21 protein-coding genes are annotated in these 18652 nt (G+C 54.1%); 11 read left to right on the top strand and 10 right to left on the bottom strand.

Annotated elements, in window-relative coordinates:
- The first annotated feature begins 5 nt into the window (after positions 1-5).
- From crcB to Q0775_RS04875, 8 genes are all read left to right on the top strand, one after another.
- Positions 6-386, top strand: a complete 381-nt coding sequence (gene crcB / locus Q0775_RS04910) for a fluoride efflux transporter CrcB (RefSeq protein WP_298858245.1) — start codon at positions 6-8, stop codon at positions 384-386.
- Entirely contained in the window at positions 383-1432 is a 1050-nt protein-coding gene (locus tag Q0775_RS04905; protein ID WP_298858244.1) for an RluA family pseudouridine synthase, read from the top strand. The genes crcB and Q0775_RS04905 overlap by 4 nt, the downstream gene beginning before the upstream one ends.
- The gene (locus Q0775_RS04900; protein WP_298858243.1) at positions 1429-2109 is read left to right on the top strand and encodes an HAD-IA family hydrolase; all 681 of its coding nucleotides are present in this window, start codon (positions 1429-1431) and stop codon (positions 2107-2109) included. The genes Q0775_RS04905 and Q0775_RS04900 overlap by 4 nt, the downstream gene beginning before the upstream one ends.
- Before the next feature lie 4 nt (positions 2110-2113).
- Positions 2114-2827, top strand: coding sequence for an ATP12 family protein (locus Q0775_RS04895; protein WP_298858242.1), 714 nt, complete (start codon positions 2114-2116; stop codon positions 2825-2827).
- A 193-nt stretch (positions 2828-3020) separates the two neighbouring features.
- Positions 3021-4037 carry an amino acid ABC transporter substrate-binding protein gene (locus Q0775_RS04890; protein WP_298858241.1) on the top strand — a complete coding sequence of 339 codons (1017 nt, stop codon included), beginning with the start codon at positions 3021-3023 and terminating at the stop codon, positions 4035-4037.
- A gap of 143 nt (positions 4038-4180) precedes the next feature.
- The gene (locus Q0775_RS04885; RefSeq protein ID WP_298858240.1) at positions 4181-5425 is read left to right on the top strand and encodes an ABC transporter permease subunit; all 1245 of its coding nucleotides are present in this window, start codon (positions 4181-4183) and stop codon (positions 5423-5425) included.
- Between the two features lies 1 nt (position 5426).
- Positions 5427-6725, top strand: coding sequence for an amino acid ABC transporter permease (locus Q0775_RS04880; protein WP_298858239.1), 1299 nt, complete (start codon positions 5427-5429; stop codon positions 6723-6725).
- 11 nt (positions 6726-6736) lie between these two features.
- Positions 6737-7501 carry an amino acid ABC transporter ATP-binding protein gene (locus Q0775_RS04875; protein WP_298858238.1) on the top strand — a complete coding sequence of 255 codons (765 nt, stop codon included), beginning with the start codon at positions 6737-6739 and terminating at the stop codon, positions 7499-7501.
- 48 nt (positions 7502-7549) lie between these two features.
- On the opposite strand, the gene Q0775_RS04870 is transcribed toward Q0775_RS04875, so the two are convergent.
- The 6 genes from Q0775_RS04870 to Q0775_RS04845 form a co-directional block, all read right to left on the bottom strand.
- Positions 7550-8044: a histidine phosphatase family protein gene (locus Q0775_RS04870; protein WP_298858237.1), complete on the bottom strand. Its 495-nt coding sequence runs from the start codon at positions 8042-8044 to the stop codon at positions 7550-7552.
- A 30-nt stretch (positions 8045-8074) separates the two neighbouring features.
- The gene (argB, locus tag Q0775_RS04865) at positions 8075-8938 is read right to left on the bottom strand and encodes an acetylglutamate kinase (protein ID WP_298858236.1); all 864 of its coding nucleotides are present in this window, start codon (positions 8936-8938) and stop codon (positions 8075-8077) included.
- A gap of 36 nt (positions 8939-8974) precedes the next feature.
- Positions 8975-9625 (bottom strand): ribosome biogenesis GTP-binding protein YihA/YsxC, encoded by a 651-nt coding sequence (yihA, locus tag Q0775_RS04860; protein WP_298858235.1) that lies wholly within the window; start codon positions 9623-9625, stop codon positions 8975-8977.
- Positions 9625-10362 carry an MOSC domain-containing protein gene (locus Q0775_RS04855; protein ID WP_298858234.1) on the bottom strand — a complete coding sequence of 246 codons (738 nt, stop codon included), beginning with the start codon at positions 10360-10362 and terminating at the stop codon, positions 9625-9627. Before Q0775_RS04855 ends, yihA begins: the two co-directional genes overlap by 1 nt.
- The gene (gene yidC, locus Q0775_RS04850; protein ID WP_298858233.1) at positions 10362-12191 is read right to left on the bottom strand and encodes a membrane protein insertase YidC; all 1830 of its coding nucleotides are present in this window, start codon (positions 12189-12191) and stop codon (positions 10362-10364) included. Before yidC ends, Q0775_RS04855 begins: the two co-directional genes overlap by 1 nt.
- A gap of 118 nt (positions 12192-12309) precedes the next feature.
- Positions 12310-13833, bottom strand: coding sequence for a bifunctional diguanylate cyclase/phosphodiesterase (locus tag Q0775_RS04845; protein ID WP_298858232.1), 1524 nt, complete (start codon positions 13831-13833; stop codon positions 12310-12312).
- A gap of 309 nt (positions 13834-14142) precedes the next feature.
- Here Q0775_RS04845 and Q0775_RS04840 point away from each other — a divergent pair, with 309 nt between their 5' ends.
- On the top strand, positions 14143-14673 hold the full coding sequence (locus tag Q0775_RS04840) for a DUF3833 domain-containing protein (protein ID WP_298858231.1): 531 nt from the start codon (positions 14143-14145) through the stop codon (positions 14671-14673).
- 3 nt (positions 14674-14676) lie between these two features.
- Here Q0775_RS04840 and Q0775_RS04835 read toward each other — a convergent pair whose 3' ends face one another.
- Genes Q0775_RS04835 through rpmH form a run of 4 tightly spaced genes read right to left on the bottom strand, consistent with a single transcriptional unit; the run spans position 14677 to position 16200 of the window.
- Positions 14677-15399, bottom strand: coding sequence for a hypothetical protein (locus Q0775_RS04835; RefSeq protein ID WP_298858230.1), 723 nt, complete (start codon positions 15397-15399; stop codon positions 14677-14679).
- Positions 15400-15627: a membrane protein insertion efficiency factor YidD gene (gene yidD / locus Q0775_RS04830; protein ID WP_298858229.1), complete on the bottom strand. Its 228-nt coding sequence runs from the start codon at positions 15625-15627 to the stop codon at positions 15400-15402.
- Positions 15624-16043, bottom strand: a complete 420-nt coding sequence (gene rnpA, locus Q0775_RS04825; RefSeq protein WP_298858228.1) for a ribonuclease P protein component — start codon at positions 16041-16043, stop codon at positions 15624-15626. Before rnpA ends, yidD begins: the two co-directional genes overlap by 4 nt.
- Before the next feature lie 22 nt (positions 16044-16065).
- Complete coding sequence (rpmH, locus tag Q0775_RS04820) at positions 16066-16200, bottom strand: 50S ribosomal protein L34 (protein WP_025063397.1); 135 nt, start codon at positions 16198-16200, stop codon at positions 16066-16068.
- Between the two features lie 292 nt (positions 16201-16492).
- Here rpmH and Q0775_RS04815 point away from each other — a divergent pair, with 292 nt between their 5' ends.
- Positions 16493-17236, top strand: coding sequence for a VTT domain-containing protein (locus Q0775_RS04815; RefSeq protein WP_298858227.1), 744 nt, complete (start codon positions 16493-16495; stop codon positions 17234-17236).
- Positions 17233-18651 (top strand): FAD-dependent oxidoreductase, encoded by a 1419-nt coding sequence (locus Q0775_RS04810; protein ID WP_298858226.1) that lies wholly within the window; start codon positions 17233-17235, stop codon positions 18649-18651. Before Q0775_RS04815 ends, Q0775_RS04810 begins: the two co-directional genes overlap by 4 nt.
- Position 18652: the final 1 nt, after the last annotated feature.

Genomic DNA, 18652 nt, shown 5'->3' with positions numbered 1-18652 from the left:
GAGCGATGATCTCAACTGTCTCCCTTGTCGCCCTTGGCGGTGCTATTGGCGCTGCGTGCCGCTACCTTATGGGCGTTGGCATGATGCGTTTGACGGGCCCTGCTGATTTTCCCATCGCGGTATTGTCCGTTAACGTTATCGGCTCGTTCCTAATGGGCGTTTTCGTGGTCGCTGCCGCACAAAAGGGGCTGACACATCTAGGCCCGTTTGTGATGACGGGCATCCTTGGTGGCTTCACCACGTTCTCGGCATTCTCGCTTGAGGCGGTGACTCTGATAGAACGTGGTCAGATCGCGGCGGCAGGGGCATATGTGGGCTTATCGGTGGCCTTGAGCATCGGTGGATTAATGTTGGGGCTATGGATCGCCAGAGGGGTATTCGCATGAGCCAAGTACAGATGATTACAGTCGCCGAAGGTGACGGAGACCAGCGGCTTGACCGTTGGTTCAAGCGTGTCTTTCCGCAGATCCCGCAGGGCCGCATCGAGAAGATGTGCCGCAAGGGCGAGATCCGTGTAAATGGGGGCCGCGTAAAGGGTTCTACTCGTGTTGAGGTCGGTCAGGAAATTCGCATTCCGCCACTGCCTACAGGTGATGCCCCCCCACCGCCAAAGCGGACCAAAGTGACCGAGGCCGAGGCCAAGATGATCCGCGCCTGCGTCATTTACCGCGATGATCATGTGATCGCATTGAACAAGCCGCCGGGACTGCCTGTGCAAGGCGGCTCTGGTCAGGGGGAGCGGCACGTGGATGCCCTCGCCGAAGCGCTGATGTTTGATCTGGACGAGAAGCCACGCCTTGTACACCGTCTGGACAAGGACACGTCAGGTGTGCTGGTTCTGGCGCGCACACGTGAGGCGGCCAAGGCGCTCACTGCGAATTTCCGCCACCGCGAGACGCGCAAGATCTACTGGGCCGCCGTCGCCGGAGCACCGCATCCGCGTAACGGCACGATCAAGTTCGGTTTGGTCAAGGCTGGCGGTCACGGCCCTCGCGGTGAAGGCGAAAAGATGATCGCCGTGCATCCACGTGACGTGGATAACACCGAAGGCGCCAAGCGTGCGACAACGGATTATTCAGTGCTTGAGCAGGTTGGTACACGTGCGTCATGGATGGCGCTTAGCCCTGTTACAGGACGCACGCACCAGTTGCGCGTACATATGGCCGAGATCGGGCATCCGATAATCGGGGACGGTAAATACGGTGGCTCGGGTCAAGAGAACATGGGCGATGGTTGGGGTGCGCAACTTGGGGGCGACATCTCTAAAAAATTGCACCTGCATGCGCGTAGTCTGACGATCCAACACCCCGCGACCAAGGCAATGCTAAATCTTGTGGCGCCGCTGCCAGAGCATATGCAGCGCACATGGGATACATTCGACTGGCATACAAAGTTTGCGCCTGATAATCCGTTCGGGGATGACTGGGGATGACCGAGACGCCCTTGAGGCTGGTGATCTTTGATGTCGACGGCACGTTGGTCGACAGTCAGGCCGATATTTTGGGTGCAATGCACCTCACCTTTGCGACTGAGGGGCTGCCGACACCGCCGCGTGAGGCAGTTTTGGGCGTAGTTGGTTTGTCGCTGGATGTGCTTATGTGTGAATTGGCTCCCGAAGTGGACACAAAAGCCCGCGCGCGGTTGGTTCAGGGGTATAAGGACGCCTACATGACCCTTCGCGCAGAGCAGGGAAGTGAGATTTCTTCACCGTTCTATCCGGGTGCACGTGAGACGCTTGAAGCGCTGCATGCACAGCCTGAAACACTGCTTGGGGTTGCAACTGGCAAGTCGCGGCGCGGGTTGGACAAGCTGATTGAGGCGCACAAACTGAAGGGTATGTTTGTAACACAGCAGGTCGCAGATTTTCACCCGTCCAAACCACATCCAGCGATGCTGCTTGAGGCGCTCAGCGAGACAGGTGTGGATGCGGCAAACGCAGTGATGGTAGGCGATACCAGTTTTGATATGGAGATGGCACAATCCGCCGGCATTACGGGAATTGGTGTTGGCTGGGGGTATCATCCTGTGGAAAGATTGACGGCAGCGCTGCATACGCTGGACAGGTTTGATGCCTTACCAGCCTTGCTGGGTACGATCTGGGAGAAATGAAGTCGTGAGTGAATGGAAAGCAAAGCGGTTCTGGAAAGCGGCCTCGGTTGTAGAAGTCGAGGGCCTTTTTGCCATTGAGTTGGATGGACGCGGTGTCAAAACGCCTGCAAAACAGGCAATGCGCGTTCCAACGCATGCAATGGCGGCGGCGATTGCGCAGGAGTGGGATGCGCAAATCGACATCATTAATCCTAACACAATGCCTGTAACCAAGACTGCAAATGCAGCGATTGATAAGGTGACAGTACAGCACGCTGAAGTGGCAGAGATGCTTGCGGCATATGGCGACAGCGACCTGTTATGCTACCGCGCGGACGCGCCAGAAGAACTTGTCGAGCGGCAAAACCAATATTGGAACCCGATGCTGGAATGGGCCGCCGATGCGCTGGGTGCGCGACTTGAGCCACGCACTGGGGTTATCCATGCCCCACAAGATCCTTTGGCTGTTGACGCCTTGACCTGGAGAACACATGCACTTGACGCGTTCGAGCTTGCTGCATTTCATGATTTGGTGAGCTTGTCTGGCTCGCTTGTTCTGGGGTTTGCGGCAACCCTTGATGCGCGACCTGCTGAAGAACTATGGACCATTTCGCGATTGGACGAGCTGTGGCAGGAAGAACAGTGGGGTAAGGATGAGGATGCAACTGCGCTAGCACTGATAAAGCGTGACGCGTTCCTTCATGCCAAGCGCATGTTCGATCTTGCGCAGAGGCACTAGCACGGCATTTTGCCTTACCTTTGGTCAAGGGGAATATCTCTCCCGATTTTGCCCCTGAAACCCTTGACCTTCACGCGAGAATCCGCCCACACTCACCGCCACGATGCGGGTATTCCTGCAACGTATCACCGCCGGCGTGCAAAGTGCCGGTTTTATCCACCCGAAAGTGGTGGAAAATCAGGAAGAGGTTAAAATGAAGAAATCAATTATTCTTGGCGCGCTCACGATCGCGGGTCTGTCTGCTGGTGCAGCAGCCGCCGGTACGCTGGACGATGTCAAAGCACGCGGCACGCTGAACTGTGGCGTTACAACCGGCCTCGTCGGTTTTGCGGCACCAGATGCAAACGGCGAATGGGTCGGTTTTGACGTATCCGTATGTCGCGCAGTTGCTGCCGCAGTTCTGGGCGATGCTACTGCTGTAGAGTTCGTACCAACAACCGGTAAAACACGCTTCACTGCTCTCTCCTCCGGCGAGATCGATCTGCTGGCGCGTAACACCACATGGACATTCTCCCGCGACACGGACCTGAAGTTCGATTTCGTTGGCGTGAACTACTATGACGGTCAAGGTTTCTTGGTCCCCAAAGCACTCGGCGTATCTTCTGCAAAAGATCTCGATGGTGCAACTGTTTGCATTCAGACTGGTACAACAACAGAGCTGAACTTGGCCGACTTCTTCCGCGCCAACAACATCTCTTATGAGCCAGTGCCAATCGAGACAAACGCAGAAGGTACACAGCAGTACCTCGCCGGCGCATGCGACACATACACAACAGACGCATCCGGTCTGGCATCTACACGTGCCACATTCGAGAACCCGGGCGACCACGTTCTGCTGCCAGAAATCGTATCCAAAGAGCCACTCGGCCCGCTGGTACGTCACGGTGACAACGAATGGGGCGACATTGTCCGTTGGACACTGAACGCACTGATCACAGCTGAAGAGCTGGGCGTGTCCTCCACAAACGTTGCTGAAATGGCGACATCCACGACAAACCCGGAAGTCGCGCGTTTGCTCGGCACCGAAGGTGAATTGGGCGGGATGATTGGTCTTGACGCAGATTGGGCCAAGCGCGCAATCGAATCCGAGGGTAACTATGGCGAAATCTTTGCCAAGAACATCGGCGAAGAGACACCAATCGGTCTGGCGCGTGGTTTGAACGCACAGTGGACAGACGGCGGCCTGCTGTACTCCCCACCCTTCCGCTAAATACAATTGCCAAAGGGCGCGGAAATCTCCGCGCCCTTTGCGCATCCTAAGATACGACCACGACCTGACGACCAAATAAATGACCCGGTACTGACGTCAAAAGACGCATGAAGAAAAAAACCGGGACAACGGGGATACAACACATGTCGACACTCTCGGACCCACCTAAGGGCTCGTTCCAGCTTTCTATGCTGTTGAACGACACGAGGTACCGTTCGATGACCTTGCAGGTTATCGCGGCGATCTTGCTCGCCTTGGCCTTGGCCTATCTTTATTCAAACCTCGCGGCTAACCTTAGAGCAGCCGGTTTGAATATCTCATTCGCATTTTTGGGCAGTTCTGCTGGCTATGACATTAACCAGACGTTGATTGAATATGACAGTCAGGCCTCAAACTTCAGAGCGGCGATAGTCGGTATTCTCAACACTCTTCTGGTTGCCTTTCTGGCCTGCATCACGGCGACCGTTCTGGGAGTTCTTGCCGGTGTTTTACGCCTTTCGAACAACTGGCTTGTGCGCAAGCTTATGGCCGTCTACGTCGAAATCTTTCGCAACATCCCGATCCTGATCTGGATTATCATTATCTTCACCATCATGACTGCGGTGATGCCGGGTGCGCGGGCTTATCTGGGCGAGGATCCTGAACGCGGTCTGCTTGGTGGCCTTTTCGCGTTCACCAACAGGGGCGTATACACCCCCGCACCAATTTTCACGACGGGCTTTGGTGGCGCCGAAGGCAGTGGACTGAACTGGCTGCTGGTTATTGCTGCGCTGGTGGCGTCCTTCTTTGGTACACGATTTATGACCGCACGTGCCGACAAAATCCAAGGTGAAACAGGTGTTCGACCCAACACTTTCTTTGTGAATCTCGCCATCTGGTTTGTGCCGCTGATTATTCTGGCATTCCTATTGGGGCTTTCATGGGACATGCCTGATCCATTGGCCAACCGATTTAACTTGCGTGGCGGCATCCAGATCGGTGCGCCCCTTATCGCCCTTTGGCTCGCCCTTTCAGTCTACACAGGTGCATTCATCGCCGAGAATGTGAGGGCCGGTATTCAGGCTGTTTCAAAAGGCCAGACCGAAGCTGCTGCTGCGTTGGGCATCCGCCCCCGCCGTGTGATGAGCCTTGTTGTCCTACCTCAGGCGTTGCGCGTTATCATTCCTCCATTGATCTCACAGTATCTGAACATCACCAAAAACTCGTCGCTGGCAATTGCGGTCGGGTATGCCGATGTGACTGCTACTTTGGGGGGTATTACGCTGAACCAGACGGGCCGCGCGATTGAGTGTGTGCTCCTTCTCATGGCCTTTTACCTGATCATCTCGCTGTCAATCTCTGCTGTGATGAACGTCTACAACAACTCAATGAAATTGAAGGAGCGCTGAGATGTCAGATACACATGAACACTCCGTCGCCTTCGTGCGTACCACGGATATTGAACAACAGCCTGCGCCATCAAATGCTGCTGGTCCGGTAAAGTGGATGCGTGATAATCTTTTTGCCACATGGCCGAACGCGCTTTTGACTGTGGCTTCTGCCTACGTCATTTACCTTATTCTCACGGCAACTTTGCCGTGGATATTGGGGGGGCTTTGGAACACATCATCGCTCGCCGAATGTCGTGAAGTCCTTCAGGGAAAATCTGCTGCGTGCTTCTCGGTCCTGACGGACAGATGGAACCAGCTGTTGTTCGGTTTTAAATACCCGTCGGAGTTTTACTGGCGGCCAACTCTTGCCCTTGTTTTGATGTTTTTTGCTCTTGCACCGGTCTTGTTCTTTGACCTGCCGCGCAAGCTTTTGATCATGACATTGCTCTATCCTTTTGTAGCCTATTGGTTGATCTGGGGTGGCACGATTTGGGTTCCGGTGTTTGCGCTGCTCGGATTCATTGCTGGTTACTTTGTTTATGCGCGTTTCGTTGCGCAAAACTTTGCGCTTGGCTTTTTTGGAGGTGTCGCCGCTGCTGCCGTCGTTTGGTATGTTGCAGGGTTCGTTGTGTCCATGCTTGCACCAGAATCACCGCTGCTAGCTTCCGTTCCTTCCCGTGATCTTGGTGGTTTCATGCTCAACATGATGTTGGGCCTGACGTGCGTGTCGCTGTCGATCCCCTTGGGGATTGCACTTGCCTTGGGTCGTCAAAGCTCGATGCCGCTGATCAAATGGATGTGTGTGGTCTTCATCGAATTCATCCGCGGTGTGCCGCTTATTACGCTGCTCTTCGTGGCAAGTGTAATGCTGGCGTATTTCTTCCCGCCTGACGCGACCGTTGACTTGTTCTTGCGTGTTGTGATCATGATCACCATCTTCTCGGCTGCCTATATCGCCGAAGTGGTTCGCGGTGGTCTCGCTGCTTTGCCCAAGGGGCAGTATGAAGCTGCTGACAGCCTTGGCCTTGATTATGCCCAAGCAATGCGGCTGATTATCCTGCCACAGGCGCTCAAGATATCTATCCCCGGCATCGTGAACATCGCGGTGGGTCTGTTTAAAGACACCACACTCGTTTCGGTCATTTCAATGTTCGACCTCGTGGGCATGATCCGCGGTCCTATCCTCGCCTCCACCGATTGGAACGGGGTGTATTGGGAGCTATTGGGCTTTGCTGCCGTTCTGTTCTTTGTCGTGTGTTACGGCATTTCACAATATTCGCAGTGGCTGGAACGCCGTCTCGCGACAGATCATCGTTAAGGAATATCACCATGGCTGATACAAAACTTAAAGTGTCCGACGAAGTCGCAATTTCCATTCGAAACATGAACAAGTGGTATGGCACCTTTCACGTGCTGCGCGACATCGATCTGACGGTTTATCAGGGCGAGCGTATCGTCGTCTGTGGCCCGTCAGGTTCTGGTAAGTCGACGCTCATTCGCTGCATCAATGCGTTAGAGGAGCACCAGAAGGGCTCTATCGAAGTCGATGGTACTTTGCTCTCTTCGGATCTCAAGAACATTGATAAAATACGCTCCGAAGTTGGCATGTGCTTCCAACACTTTAACTTATTTCCGCATCTGAGCATCCTCGACAACCTGACGCTTGCGCCGATCTGGGTCCGCAAAACGCCCAAGAAGGAAGCCGAAGAGATCGCAATGCACTACCTTGAGAAGGTGAAAATTCCGGATCAGGCGGACAAGTTCCCCGGACAGCTTTCGGGCGGTCAGCAGCAACGTGTGGCAATTGCGCGGTCCTTGTGCATGAAGCCGCGCATCATGCTGTTTGATGAGCCCACCTCCGCCCTTGATCCCGAGATGATCAAGGAAGTTCTGGATACGATGATCGAGCTTGCTGAAGAAGGCATGACAATGATCTGCGTAACGCACGAGATGGGATTTGCCCGTCAGGTGGCCAACCGCGTTATCTTCATGGACCAAGGCCAGATCGTTGAGCAGAACGAGCCGGAAGAGTTCTTTAACAACCCACAAAGCCCGCGCACACAGCTGTTCTTGAGCCAAATTTTGGGTCACTAAGCGTCTCAAACTGCTTTGAATTTCGAGGGCGGGGGGAAATCTCCGCCCTTATTCTATTATATCGCGCGGAACGGCAAAGTGGACTAACCGGCCCGTCCCCATCTTTAGGTCACGCCATGTCTCTATCTCAAAGTCTGCGACCAATGTGGCACAGGTGGGATAGGTATCAAAATCAGGATGATCAGGCTCGGTCCCGAGCAGGCGCGCAGCCAAGAGAGCCGTCCCAGGGTTATGGGCGACCATCAAAACGCAATTGCTGGTTTGGCGCATGAGTATGCGCACCATCACAGCGTCCTCGGCCAGATAAAGATCACGCGTGAACGTTGTTGGAATATCGGCGAGGCCCAGCCCAGAAAGCGTTTCCTGCGTCCGGGCTGCGTCCGAGCATAGAATGTGATCAGGCCTGAGGCCCTCGTCACGCAACCAGTGGCCCATGGCTTTAGCGCTTTTGACGCCACGCCCGTTCAGGTGCCGTTGGTGGTCTGTCGCTGACAAATCATCCCAGCCCGACTTCGCATGCCTCATGAGGATGAGACGTTTCATATGCGCGGCTTTTTGTAGGAGGTGATCACGTTAAGCACTGCGGATTATTGAGCCTGCACCATGCTCGGTAAACAACTCTAGCAGGCAAGCATTAGGCGCACGACCATCCAAAATAACAGTCGCCCGAACACCCGCAGCAAGGGCGTCGAGCGCTGTCTGCGTTTTGGGAATCATGCCTCCGGCAATTGTGCCGTCAGCAGTCATTTTCGCAATTTGTTCGGGCGTCAGTTCCGTGAGCACCTCGCCAGCGGCGTTCTTTACGCCTGAGACATCTGTGAGTAAAAGAAGGCGATCAGCCTTTAGTGCGGCCGCAATGGCCCCAGCAGCGGTGTCACCGTTGATGTTAAACGTTTCGCCCTTCATACCCATGCCAAGGGGGGCAATCACAGGGATCAGTTCCTTATCTGCCATATCCAGCAGCAGACGTGGGTTCACTTTGACGGGTTTGCCGACAAGGCCCAATTCGGGGTTTTCTGCTTCACAGATAATCAGTCCACTGTCTTTGCCAGACACACCAACGGCGCGGCCGCCTTGCTCGGAAATGGCTTGAACGATCTTTGCGTTCACAAGGCCTGAAAGGACCATCTCGACCACTTCCATTGTGGCCGCATCGGTGATGCGTTTGCCGTTCAGGAACTCGGATTTGATGTTTAGCCGCTTAAGCATGTCGTTAATCATGGGACCGCCACCATGCACGATAACAGGGTTTACCCCCACTTGGCGCATCAGGACAACATCGCGGGCGAACTCGACCATCGCTTCGTCACTGCCCATGGCGTGACCGCCCAATTTGATCACTACCGTCGCATCATTATAGCGCTGCATGTAGGGCAGGGCCTGTGAGAGTGTGGCGGCAGTAGCGGCCCAATCGCGGTTCATTTGCTGTTTTCTCATATCAGTGATCCCAATGTCTGTAGGGATCATAGGCGGTTATTCAAGCGTGGCAATAACAGAGCGTAGCGTTGAAATTCCCCAACCTTTTTCCGAAGACGTCACAATAATTTCGGGGTAGGCCGCGGGATGTTTGGCAAGTGCGCCGCGCACCTGATCGAGGATTTTCTCACGCTCAATCTCTTTGACTTTGTCAGCTTTGGTGAGAATCGCCTGAAACGTAACAGCAGCACTATCGAGCAAGCTCATGATCTCATCATCAACGGCTTTGACGCCATGGCGGGCATCGATCAGGACAAACGCGCGGCGTAGAGTTTGCCGTCCTTGCAAGAACTGTTTGAGCAGGCGCTGCCATTTTTCCACTACGGGCAATGGTGCATTGGCATAGCCATAGCCCGGAAGGTCAACGAGGTAGAGGTCATCGCCCGCTGTGAAATAGTTGATCTCTTGAGTTCGTCCGGGCGTGTTCGAGGCGCGCGCAAGGGCCTTCATCCCTGTGAGCGCGTTGATCAAGGTCGATTTCCCAACATTCGAGCGACCGGCAAAGCAGACCTCAAGACGGTCCGCCTCAGGCAGGCCGGACATAGCGACCACGCCTTTGACAAACTCGGTCGGGCCTGCAAACAGCAGACGGCCTTTTTCCATCGTCTGTGCGTCGGGTTCTTCAGCGAGTGGGAAAGGTAGTTGCATTAAACAAGCTCCAACTGGTCGCCAGCTGCAATCGTGCCGGTCTGAGTTACGGTGGCGTATATGCCAAAATCCTGATGGCCAAGTGTGTTCAAGGCCTTGAGCGTATCCACATCGCGAATACCTGTATCGGTGTTAGCAGTAGTGGCTTTGCAGCGGCGAATACGCTCTTCCACTTTGAGGTGAACAGTCCCGATGCGCAACTCATGTCCCAACCATTGAAATTCCTCCCAATGTGCAGCACCTTCAAACCAGATATTTCCGCGCCAGCGTTCTGTTTGCAGTGGGCGTAGCATTAGGGTCTCAACTGCATCATGTGACGCATGACTGCAGAGCGAAACCGAGGCAAAAGGCGTGTCGGTAAAACTGCGCCCATCAAGGCGGAATACCTGTGCAGGCTGGGCGCGCGTCGGGTCAATTAGAGGACCGATCCATGCTAATAGGGCAGCACTTTCAGTATCGGGCTGAACTGTCAAATCAGGCCGCGCAGGGTGACGAAGTGTGATTGTTTCAGACAGCTCATCCAGCTTGGCAGTGATTGCCATTAACGCGGGAGATTGAGCGCCTCGATTGAAGTTCTGGCAGGCGGCCCATGCACTTCCATCGGATTTGGCGGCATCATGAGCAATGGCCCACAAGCGATCGTAAGGCATAGACTTGCCTCGGGTCAGCGTGACACGCGTTAGCGCCTCACGCCCATGGCTTTTTATCGGGTGGCGCCATAGCGCCGTAACCTTCATCACTTCTTCGGCTCGGTCTTTGACTTACGGCCAAAGCCACCTTTGATGTTTCCCATCAGGTCGGGCTTATACCCCTGCGACCGCATGATGAGATATTGCTGGGTAAAGGTGATCGTGTTGTTCGCGATCCAGTATACAACCAGACCAGAAGCAAAGCTGCCAAGCATAAACATAAAGACCCATGGCATCCATGCAAAGATCATTTGCTGGGTGGGATCAGTGGGTGCCGGGTTCAGTTTCTGCTGGAGCCACATGGAAATACCAAGCAACAGAGGCAAGATACCGATAAAGACGAGCGCCATGATGCTGCCCGCGTCAGGTGTGCCCCACGGCAAGAGGCCATAGAAGTTGAAGATCGACGTTGGATCAGGCGCGCTGAGGTCTTGAAACGGGCCAAAGAAGGGGGCATGGCGCAGCTCGATCGTTACAAAGATCACTTTGTACAAGGAAAAGAAGATTGGGATCTGCATCAGGATCGGCAGACAACCTGCGGCGGGGTTCACCTTTTCTTTCTTGTAGAGGGCCATCATGCCCTGCTGCATCTTTTGCTTATCGTCGCCAGCCTCTTCCTTGAGCTTCTCCATTTTTGGCTGAAGCTCTTTCATTTTGGCCATCGATACATAGGATTTATACGCCAGTGGGAACAGGAGCGCTTTGATCAGGAGGGTAAGCGCGATAATTGCAATACCCATATTGCCGATGAGCAGGTTGAACTGGTGTAAAAGCCAAAAGATCGGTTTTGTCAGGAAGGCGAACCAGCCCCAATCAATTGAGTCGATAAAGTTGTAAACACCTGCGTCTTCATAGGATTTCAAAACATCCCACTCTTTTGCACCAGCAAAAAACTGTGTTGTGTTTGTGATGGTCTGGCCGGGCCCAACGCTTTGGACGGGGCTTAAAGCCTCTGTCTGGTAGATATCGCGGCGTTCGTCGTATTTCGCCACGGATTTAAAGGCTGTTCCTTGGGTCGGAATCAAAACGCTCATCCAATAGTGATCGGTAAAACCGATCCAGCCGTTCTCTGTGATCTGTCGTTCATCCGTGCGAGCACCCGCGCGTTGGTTGAACTCGAAATCGGGCATCTGGTCCCAGTCGGTCTCGGAGTATTCGCCGTCTGTCATGGCGACTACACCCTCGTGCAGAATAAAGAAGTTCTTGAGGTCAGTGGGCACACCGTGACGGGCCAGAATGGCATAAGGTGCCATTGTCGCAGCACCCGTGCCGGTGTTTTCAACTGACTGGGTGATCGTAAACATATACTGGTCATCAATCGCAATCTGCTTCGTAAAGAGCAATCCAGCGCCGTTGTCCCAGCTCAGCGTGACAGGGCTGTCGACGCCCAGAAATTCACCGCCTGATAGTGTCCAAGGTGTGTTGGGGCCAGGAACGCCAGTTGCGTCAACGCCAGCATCGGCAGCCCAGCCATGCAACGCATATTGTGCATTTGACTTTGTAGCAGGGAAAAGGATTTCAACAATTGTGGCGTCGTCTTCCAAGCTTGTCCTGTAGTCGTTTAAGGACAGCTGGTCGATCCGACCACCAAGCAGTGATAGTGAACCGCTGACCCGTGGGGTTTCGATGGAAACGCGTCCAGCACTTTCAAGCGCATTCGGGACAGTTTCCGTGCTTGCGGTTGTTGGTGGCGGGGTAGTCGCCAGATCGGCGGTCGGGGTACTCAGCGAGCCTTCAACTGGCGTGGTTTCAGATGCAGTTGTCCCGTCTATTGCTGTTTCCGCTTCTGGTGGGGGAAAAAGTACAAACCAAACTAGGATCACTACAAAGCTTAGCGCTGTTGCAATGATGAGGTTTTTGTTCTGATCGTTGTCCATGAGCACGGCCACCTGATGTCTGAAAACTGTTGGGTGGGTACACAACGGGGGCGGTCAAAGGTCAAGCGGATTCGGGTTTTCACGTCTGTTCAGGTCATATTATTATAACAGTTCTGGGCTATTTTCCGCGCCCCTGCATTATCTTGGGAACATCTTGTAATTTGGCATTGTGTGAATTGATCCAATCAAGGGTTTGGTCAAACGGCATCGGGCGGGCGATGCCAAATCCTTGAACGTGATGACAGCCTAATTGTGCAAGCAAAACATGTTCTCCCACAGTCTCGACACCCTCGGCAAGCGTTTCAACTTGTAGTCGCTCTGCCATCGTCAGGATTGCGCTGATCATGCGTTGTTGCTCCGGGTCGCGATCCGCTTTCATAACAAAACTACGGTCAATTTTGATGCGACTGACAGAAAATCGGCGAATGGAGGCGATAGAAGCGTTCCCGGTGCCAAAATCATCAAGGTCAATACGGCACCCCAAATCGCCTAGGGCATTAATATTGCGTGTAATCATATCGTCGGGTGCGCTGGCGACAACTGTTTCTAGAACCTCAATAGCGAGCCGATCGGCTGTAAGTTCAAATCTGTCCAAATCCCATTTCACCTTCTCCAAAAGCCTTGGATTGCTAAGATCTGAGCCTGTGAAGTTGACACCTACCTGAGGGATGTCCGCTCCAGCTGCGTCCCATTGCTTGAGTGCTCGAAAGCTATGGTACATCATTACTTCAGAGAGCCGCTCCAGAAGATTGGCGGCTTCAATGGCAGGCAGAAACTGGGCCGGAGGAATGACGCCACGTATCGGGTGGGTCCACCGTGCAAGGGCCTCAAATCCCGTAATGCGTCCAGTGTCCGTGCAAAGCTGCGGCTGGAACCAAGGTGTGATCTCGCCGCTTTCCAAAGCTGCGACAACATCTTCATGCAGGGCGCGGCGCGTTTTGCGCTCTTGATGCATCTGGTCGGAGTAGGCGCGGATGCTGGATGCTCCGTTTGCTTGGGCGCTGCGCAGCGCAATACAAGCTGCCTCAAGCCACGCCGTTGCTTTTTTGTCGGGGGCGCGAGAATGTTGGCAAAATCCGATGCAGACGTCTGTATAAATGACGGTCCCGTCGATGGAGAACGGCTCCTCAGCAGCGGCCTGTACCCTGCCTGCTAGCTGGATACACAATTCGAGAGGGAGTTGGCGCACGGGACTGGTACAGACTGCAAACCGCGCATCCCCGATTTGTCCAATAGAATCGCCATCGCGCATGATGCCGATCAAACGCTCGCCCATCCGTTGGACAATTGTGTCGCCCGCAGCGGGGCCAAAACGGTCTATCAGATCAGAAAAACCTTCAATCTCTATGACATGGATGCAGGCGGCCAATTCTGCGGCAGAAGTCTTTGCAAAAATATCCTCACATTTGGCAGTCATCGGCGCTCTCGCCAGAATGCCATTGCTGTTCAAACTTGCGCTTTGTAACTGTTCAACGGCAGCACCAATTCCGCCTGACAGCAGATAGGCGGCAGGCACCAAAGCGGCCATGACAAGGAGTGCCCCTTCGCCGCCAAACCAGAATGCAGCAAGCGAGATTGCGGGAACAAACGCCAGAGCGGGCGGCCCTGTGAGCAAATCCAGTGCGCGTTGACGATACGCCAAGATTTTCAGAACACTCTTTTTTTCGTTATCGTGCGGCACTGGCAATCCTCCGATCCGGAACACAAAATTGATCCGGTATGGAGACCCTAGGGGACAACAGCCAAACTGGAGGTTAACGCGCCTCAAATAACTCGGCTGAGATTGCGTTAAATTGTTGGTATCACGGATACGCCCTCGAATTTTCAATAAATGTGCCGCAACCCTCGCAAAAACAAAGGTTTGAACTGCTCAGGATTTTACCTTGTGCGATGTAATGGTTGATTTTGCCTGAATTGCTTTAGTTCCAGTATTATAATTAGGAGGTTTACGATGCGGTTAGCGATATTTGCGGTTGTGATGGCGCTCGGCGCGTGTGTCGGCAAGCCTGCGCTTGACGATGAAAAACTCTCTGGGGAGAACTTTAATCTTGAAGAGTTTTTTGACGGTAGAGTTTTAGCGAAGGGGCAATTTCAGGACGTGTTTGGCACGGTGCGGCGACGGTTTGACGTTGTTGTGACCGGTACGTGGGATGGCGAAACGCTCAGACTAGTTGAGGATTTCGACTATGAGGACGGCACCAAGGAGCAGCGCATCTGGCAGCTGAATAAGACAGGTCCGATTGTGGCGGACCAAATGTGGACAGGTTTTGCTGATGGTGTGCTGGGCGTGGCCACGGGGGAGGAGCGCGGCGACACGTTCAACTGGAAATATCGCATAGATTTGCCTGTGCCGGACGGCACTCTGCGGGTGAATTTTGACGATTGGATGTGGGATATGGGCGACGGCCAAGTGCTGAACCGTGCCTACATGAAGAAATACGGTGTCGATATTGGCGAAGTGCTGATCACCTTTCAGAAATAGCGATTATTCCTGCGCGTTGACTACCTGTTCGTTCTGGATCAAACCTGAGACCGCGTCGATCCGAGCTGCATGGGTGCCATCATCAGTGTTGAAAATCAGGTCAATCTGGCTTGGGCTCACGGTGTGTATCCTCAAGACCGATCTCACACCTTCGGTGATTTTCGTCGCTTCGGTCCAATCTGTGTCCACCAGATAAAGGCTCATCTTATCGCGGGTTGAAAGCCGTTCGTCGCCGTTGGTATCGCTCTCGACAACGCTCAAAATCATGCCGAGGTTCTGCTCGGGCTGGCCGCGTTTGAAAAAACGGACAGGCATGGTGTCAAGGATCAGGCGATTCCCTTTTGGAAAAAGCCATTTACTGGTCTGTGTTACTGTATCGATAATCCTGTAGTTGATGGTATTACCGACGGATGATTTGCTGATGCCGCGATTGTCGTATTCCTGCTCAACCCGAAGGGGCAGGGCATAAGGCGACCCCGCAGAGTATTCGAGCGGTGCGCCAAAGTAGCGGCGGACTTCAGCGGGGTCAGTCTGACCGTCTTCCTCGCTTTGATCTGTCTGAATGATGGGTGCGATAAGTGTATTCGTGGTTTGCGGTTGAAAGAGACTGCGGCGCAGGGATGAGGTCATCTCCCAGATAACAATGCAGAGCATGAGCGTCACGGCGGCGGCGATCACCAATGCGTTAAATCGCCATACCCATTTGAAAAATCCCGTGTCTATCATTCATTCCTTTTCAGGCACCGGATCATAGCCATCACCACCAAAGGGGTGACAGCGTCCAATCCGCCGCGCGGCCAAAAGGCTGCCCTTGATGGCGCCGTGACGTTCCAGTGCTTCGAGCGCGTACGCCGAGCACGTCGGTTGATACCGACAGTTGAAACCGACCCATGGGCTGAACACAAGGCGGTAGGCGTGAACGGGCAGGGCGACGATTTTGGCGAGCAGGCTCACGTGCGCGTGCCGTGCAGGATGCCGAGCGCTTTTTCCATGTCATTCAGCAGTTGGGCGAAGGGAATGGTTGCCGTGGCGGTATTGCGTCCCACAAGGACATAGTCGTGGCCCTGTTTGCCCGTTACTGGTAATACCGCGCGTGCAATTTCGCGCAAACGGCGCTTGGCACGGTTGCGGGCGACTGCATTGCCGACTTTTTTGGAGCAGGTATAGCCGACGCGAATCCCGCCAACTTCGCCTTCAGGGCGCTTCACCATTTGGAGGATGAACCCAGCCATGGCCACCCGTTTTCCCCGTGACGCCCGTTGAAAGTCGCGACGTTGGGTTAAAACGATGGGGGGTGAACACGACAAAACCGCCGGAGACTTTGCCCCGATGGCAGTTGTGCCAATCAGGTCGGTCTTCGGCGGTGTCATAGTATTAAGCCTAAGACGCGTATTACGCGCTCAGCTCTTTCCGGCCTTGGGCGCGGCGTGCGTTGATGATCTTGCGACCAGCTTTTGTTGCCATGCGTGCACGGAAACCGTGGCGGCGCTTGCGGACGAGGTTCGAGGGTTGAAAGGTGCGTTTCATCGCTCCGTCTCCATCTAGTATAGTTTGCGCACAGCGGATTCGCAGATGCGCGTCAATTCAGACTTGTCCCCTAAAGCGCTGCAGCGCCCAAGTCAAACCCTGCAATGCCCCAAACACCCCTGATGTGCAATAAATCTCACATGGAAGACGCTGATATGTTTCAATCAGCCTCAATAGGGCGCAAACAGACTCAAATTCTCACACGGTTGATCAATCGCGCGTGAGGTGACTGTCGCTGCGTTCTGTAAAGGCGCATTTAGAGAGAAACCGAACACAGATTGAGGCGCAGGACATGACAGATATGGCAAAAGACACGAGCAATAAATCGCCCTTAGTGCGATATGCGCCGCTGGCATTGATCGGAGTGGTAGCTCTTGTCGGGGCTTTTGCACTTCGCGATTACCTCAGCTTTGATGCATTGCGCGAGAACCGAGAGGCGTTGATCGCGTTTCGGGACGGAAACTTTGTGCTCACAGTGCTGGGTTTTGTGCTGTGTTACGTGTTGATCGTGACGTTCTCCTTGCCAGGGGCGCTGATTGCGACGCTGACCGGCGGCTTTTTGTTCGGAACGTTGTTCGGCGCTGCAGTGAATGTCACAGCAGCGACGATCGGGGCCACGTTGATCTTCTCAGCTGCGCGGATGGGGCTGGGTGACAAGCTAAAGGCGCGGATGGATGCTTCTGATGGAATGGTAGCAAAGATCAAGAAGGGGCTGGATGAGAATCAGTGGTCGATGTTGTTTTTCATACGGTTGGTCCCTGCCGTGCCGTTCTTTGTCGCAAATCTGATCCCTGCGTTTCTTAGCGTTCCTTTGCGGCGCTTCATGATCTCGACCTTTGTTGGAATCATTCCCGGATCGCTGGTCTATACCTCAGTGGGCGCAGGCCTTGGCGAGGTGTTTGCCCGCGGTGAGACGCCAAACCTTGGCATTATATTCGAGCCGCATATTCTGCTGCCGATTTTGGGGCTGTGTGTGTTGTCCGTCCTTCCCGTGATTATCAAGGCCGTTACTGGCAAAAAGGAAATCCTGAAATGAAACATATCAAAACAGATATCCTGATTATCGGTGCTGGCTCTGGAGGGTTGTCCGTTGCGGCGGGGGCTTCCCAGATGGGTGCTGATGTTGTCCTGCTTGAGGGGCACAAGATGGGCGGCGATTGCCTGAACTATGGCTGTGTCCCGTCCAAAGCGTTGATCGCTACGGGCAAAGCTGCTTACGGCCAGCAGCACAGCGCGCAATTTGGCGTGGCGAATGCAGCGGGTGCGGTGGATTACGCTGCGGCCAAGGATCATGTGCATGATGTCATCGCCACCATCGCCCCTGTGGACAGTCAGGAGCGGTTCGAGGGGTTTGGCATCAATGTCATCCGTGAATTCGGAAAATTCATTTCACCTACCGAAGTGCAGGCAGGTGACACTGTGATAAAAGCGAGGCGCGTTGTCATTGCCACAGGATCGTCGCCTTTGGTGCCGCCGATTCCGGGGTTGGAGAATGTTCCGTACGAGACAAATGAGACCTTGTTCGATCTGCGAGAGACGCCCGAGCATTTGCTGATCATCGGTGGGGGTCCAATCGGGATGGAGATGGCGCAGGCGCATATTCGCATGGGCTGTATGGTGACAGTGATCGAAGGGGCAAAGGCGCTGGGCAAAGATGACCCTGAGCTAGCCGAAGTCGTGCTGTCATCGCTCAAAGAAGAAGGTGTCGAGATTGCCGAAGATGCGCTTGCTGCCGAAATACGCGGCAAAGCAGGAGCTATTGAGGTCGAGACCAAGGATGGCCGCATCTTCAAAGGTTCGCATCTGCTGATGGCGGTGGGGCGCAGGGCCAATATCGACAAGCTTGACCTTGAAGCTGGTGGAGTTGAGCCAACCCGTAATGGGATAAAGGTGAATGATAGCCTGCGTACGAGCAATAAACGCGTCTATGCAATTGGGGATGTTGCAGGTGGTCTGCAATTTACCCATGTGGCGGGATATCATGCGGGTGTGATCATTCGTTCCATGCTATTTGGCCTGCCGTCGAAGGCCAAGACGGCGCATATTCCGTGGGCGACTTATACCGATCCAGAGCTGGCGCAGGTGGGCCTGACCGAAGCAGAGGCCAAGAAAAAGCATGGCATCGCTTTGGAAGTTGTCCGGTTCCACTTTTCCCATAATGACCGTGCAATTGCAGAGCGTAAGACCAAAGGCTTTATCAAAGTTATGGTAGTTAAAGGGCGGCCCGTGGGGGCCTCTATTGTCGGCTATCAGGCGGGGGAGTTGATTAACCTTTGGGCGCTGGCGCTGGCAAATAAAATGAAAATGAGTCAGATTGCCGCTATGATAGCGCCTTATCCGACGATTGGTGAAATTAACAAACGTGCGGCAGGTGCGTATTTCAGCCCGCGCCTGTTTGAGAGTGATCTGGTGAAGCGGGTGGTCGGATTTGTGCAGCGGTTTGTGCCGTGAT

It is taken from the genome of uncultured Sulfitobacter sp., assembly GCF_947499945.1.
GTDB lineage: Bacteria > Pseudomonadota > Alphaproteobacteria > Rhodobacterales > Rhodobacteraceae > Sulfitobacter.
Note: the sequence above shows the minus strand (reverse complement) of the source record. Positions and strands in the feature narration are given on the sequence as shown.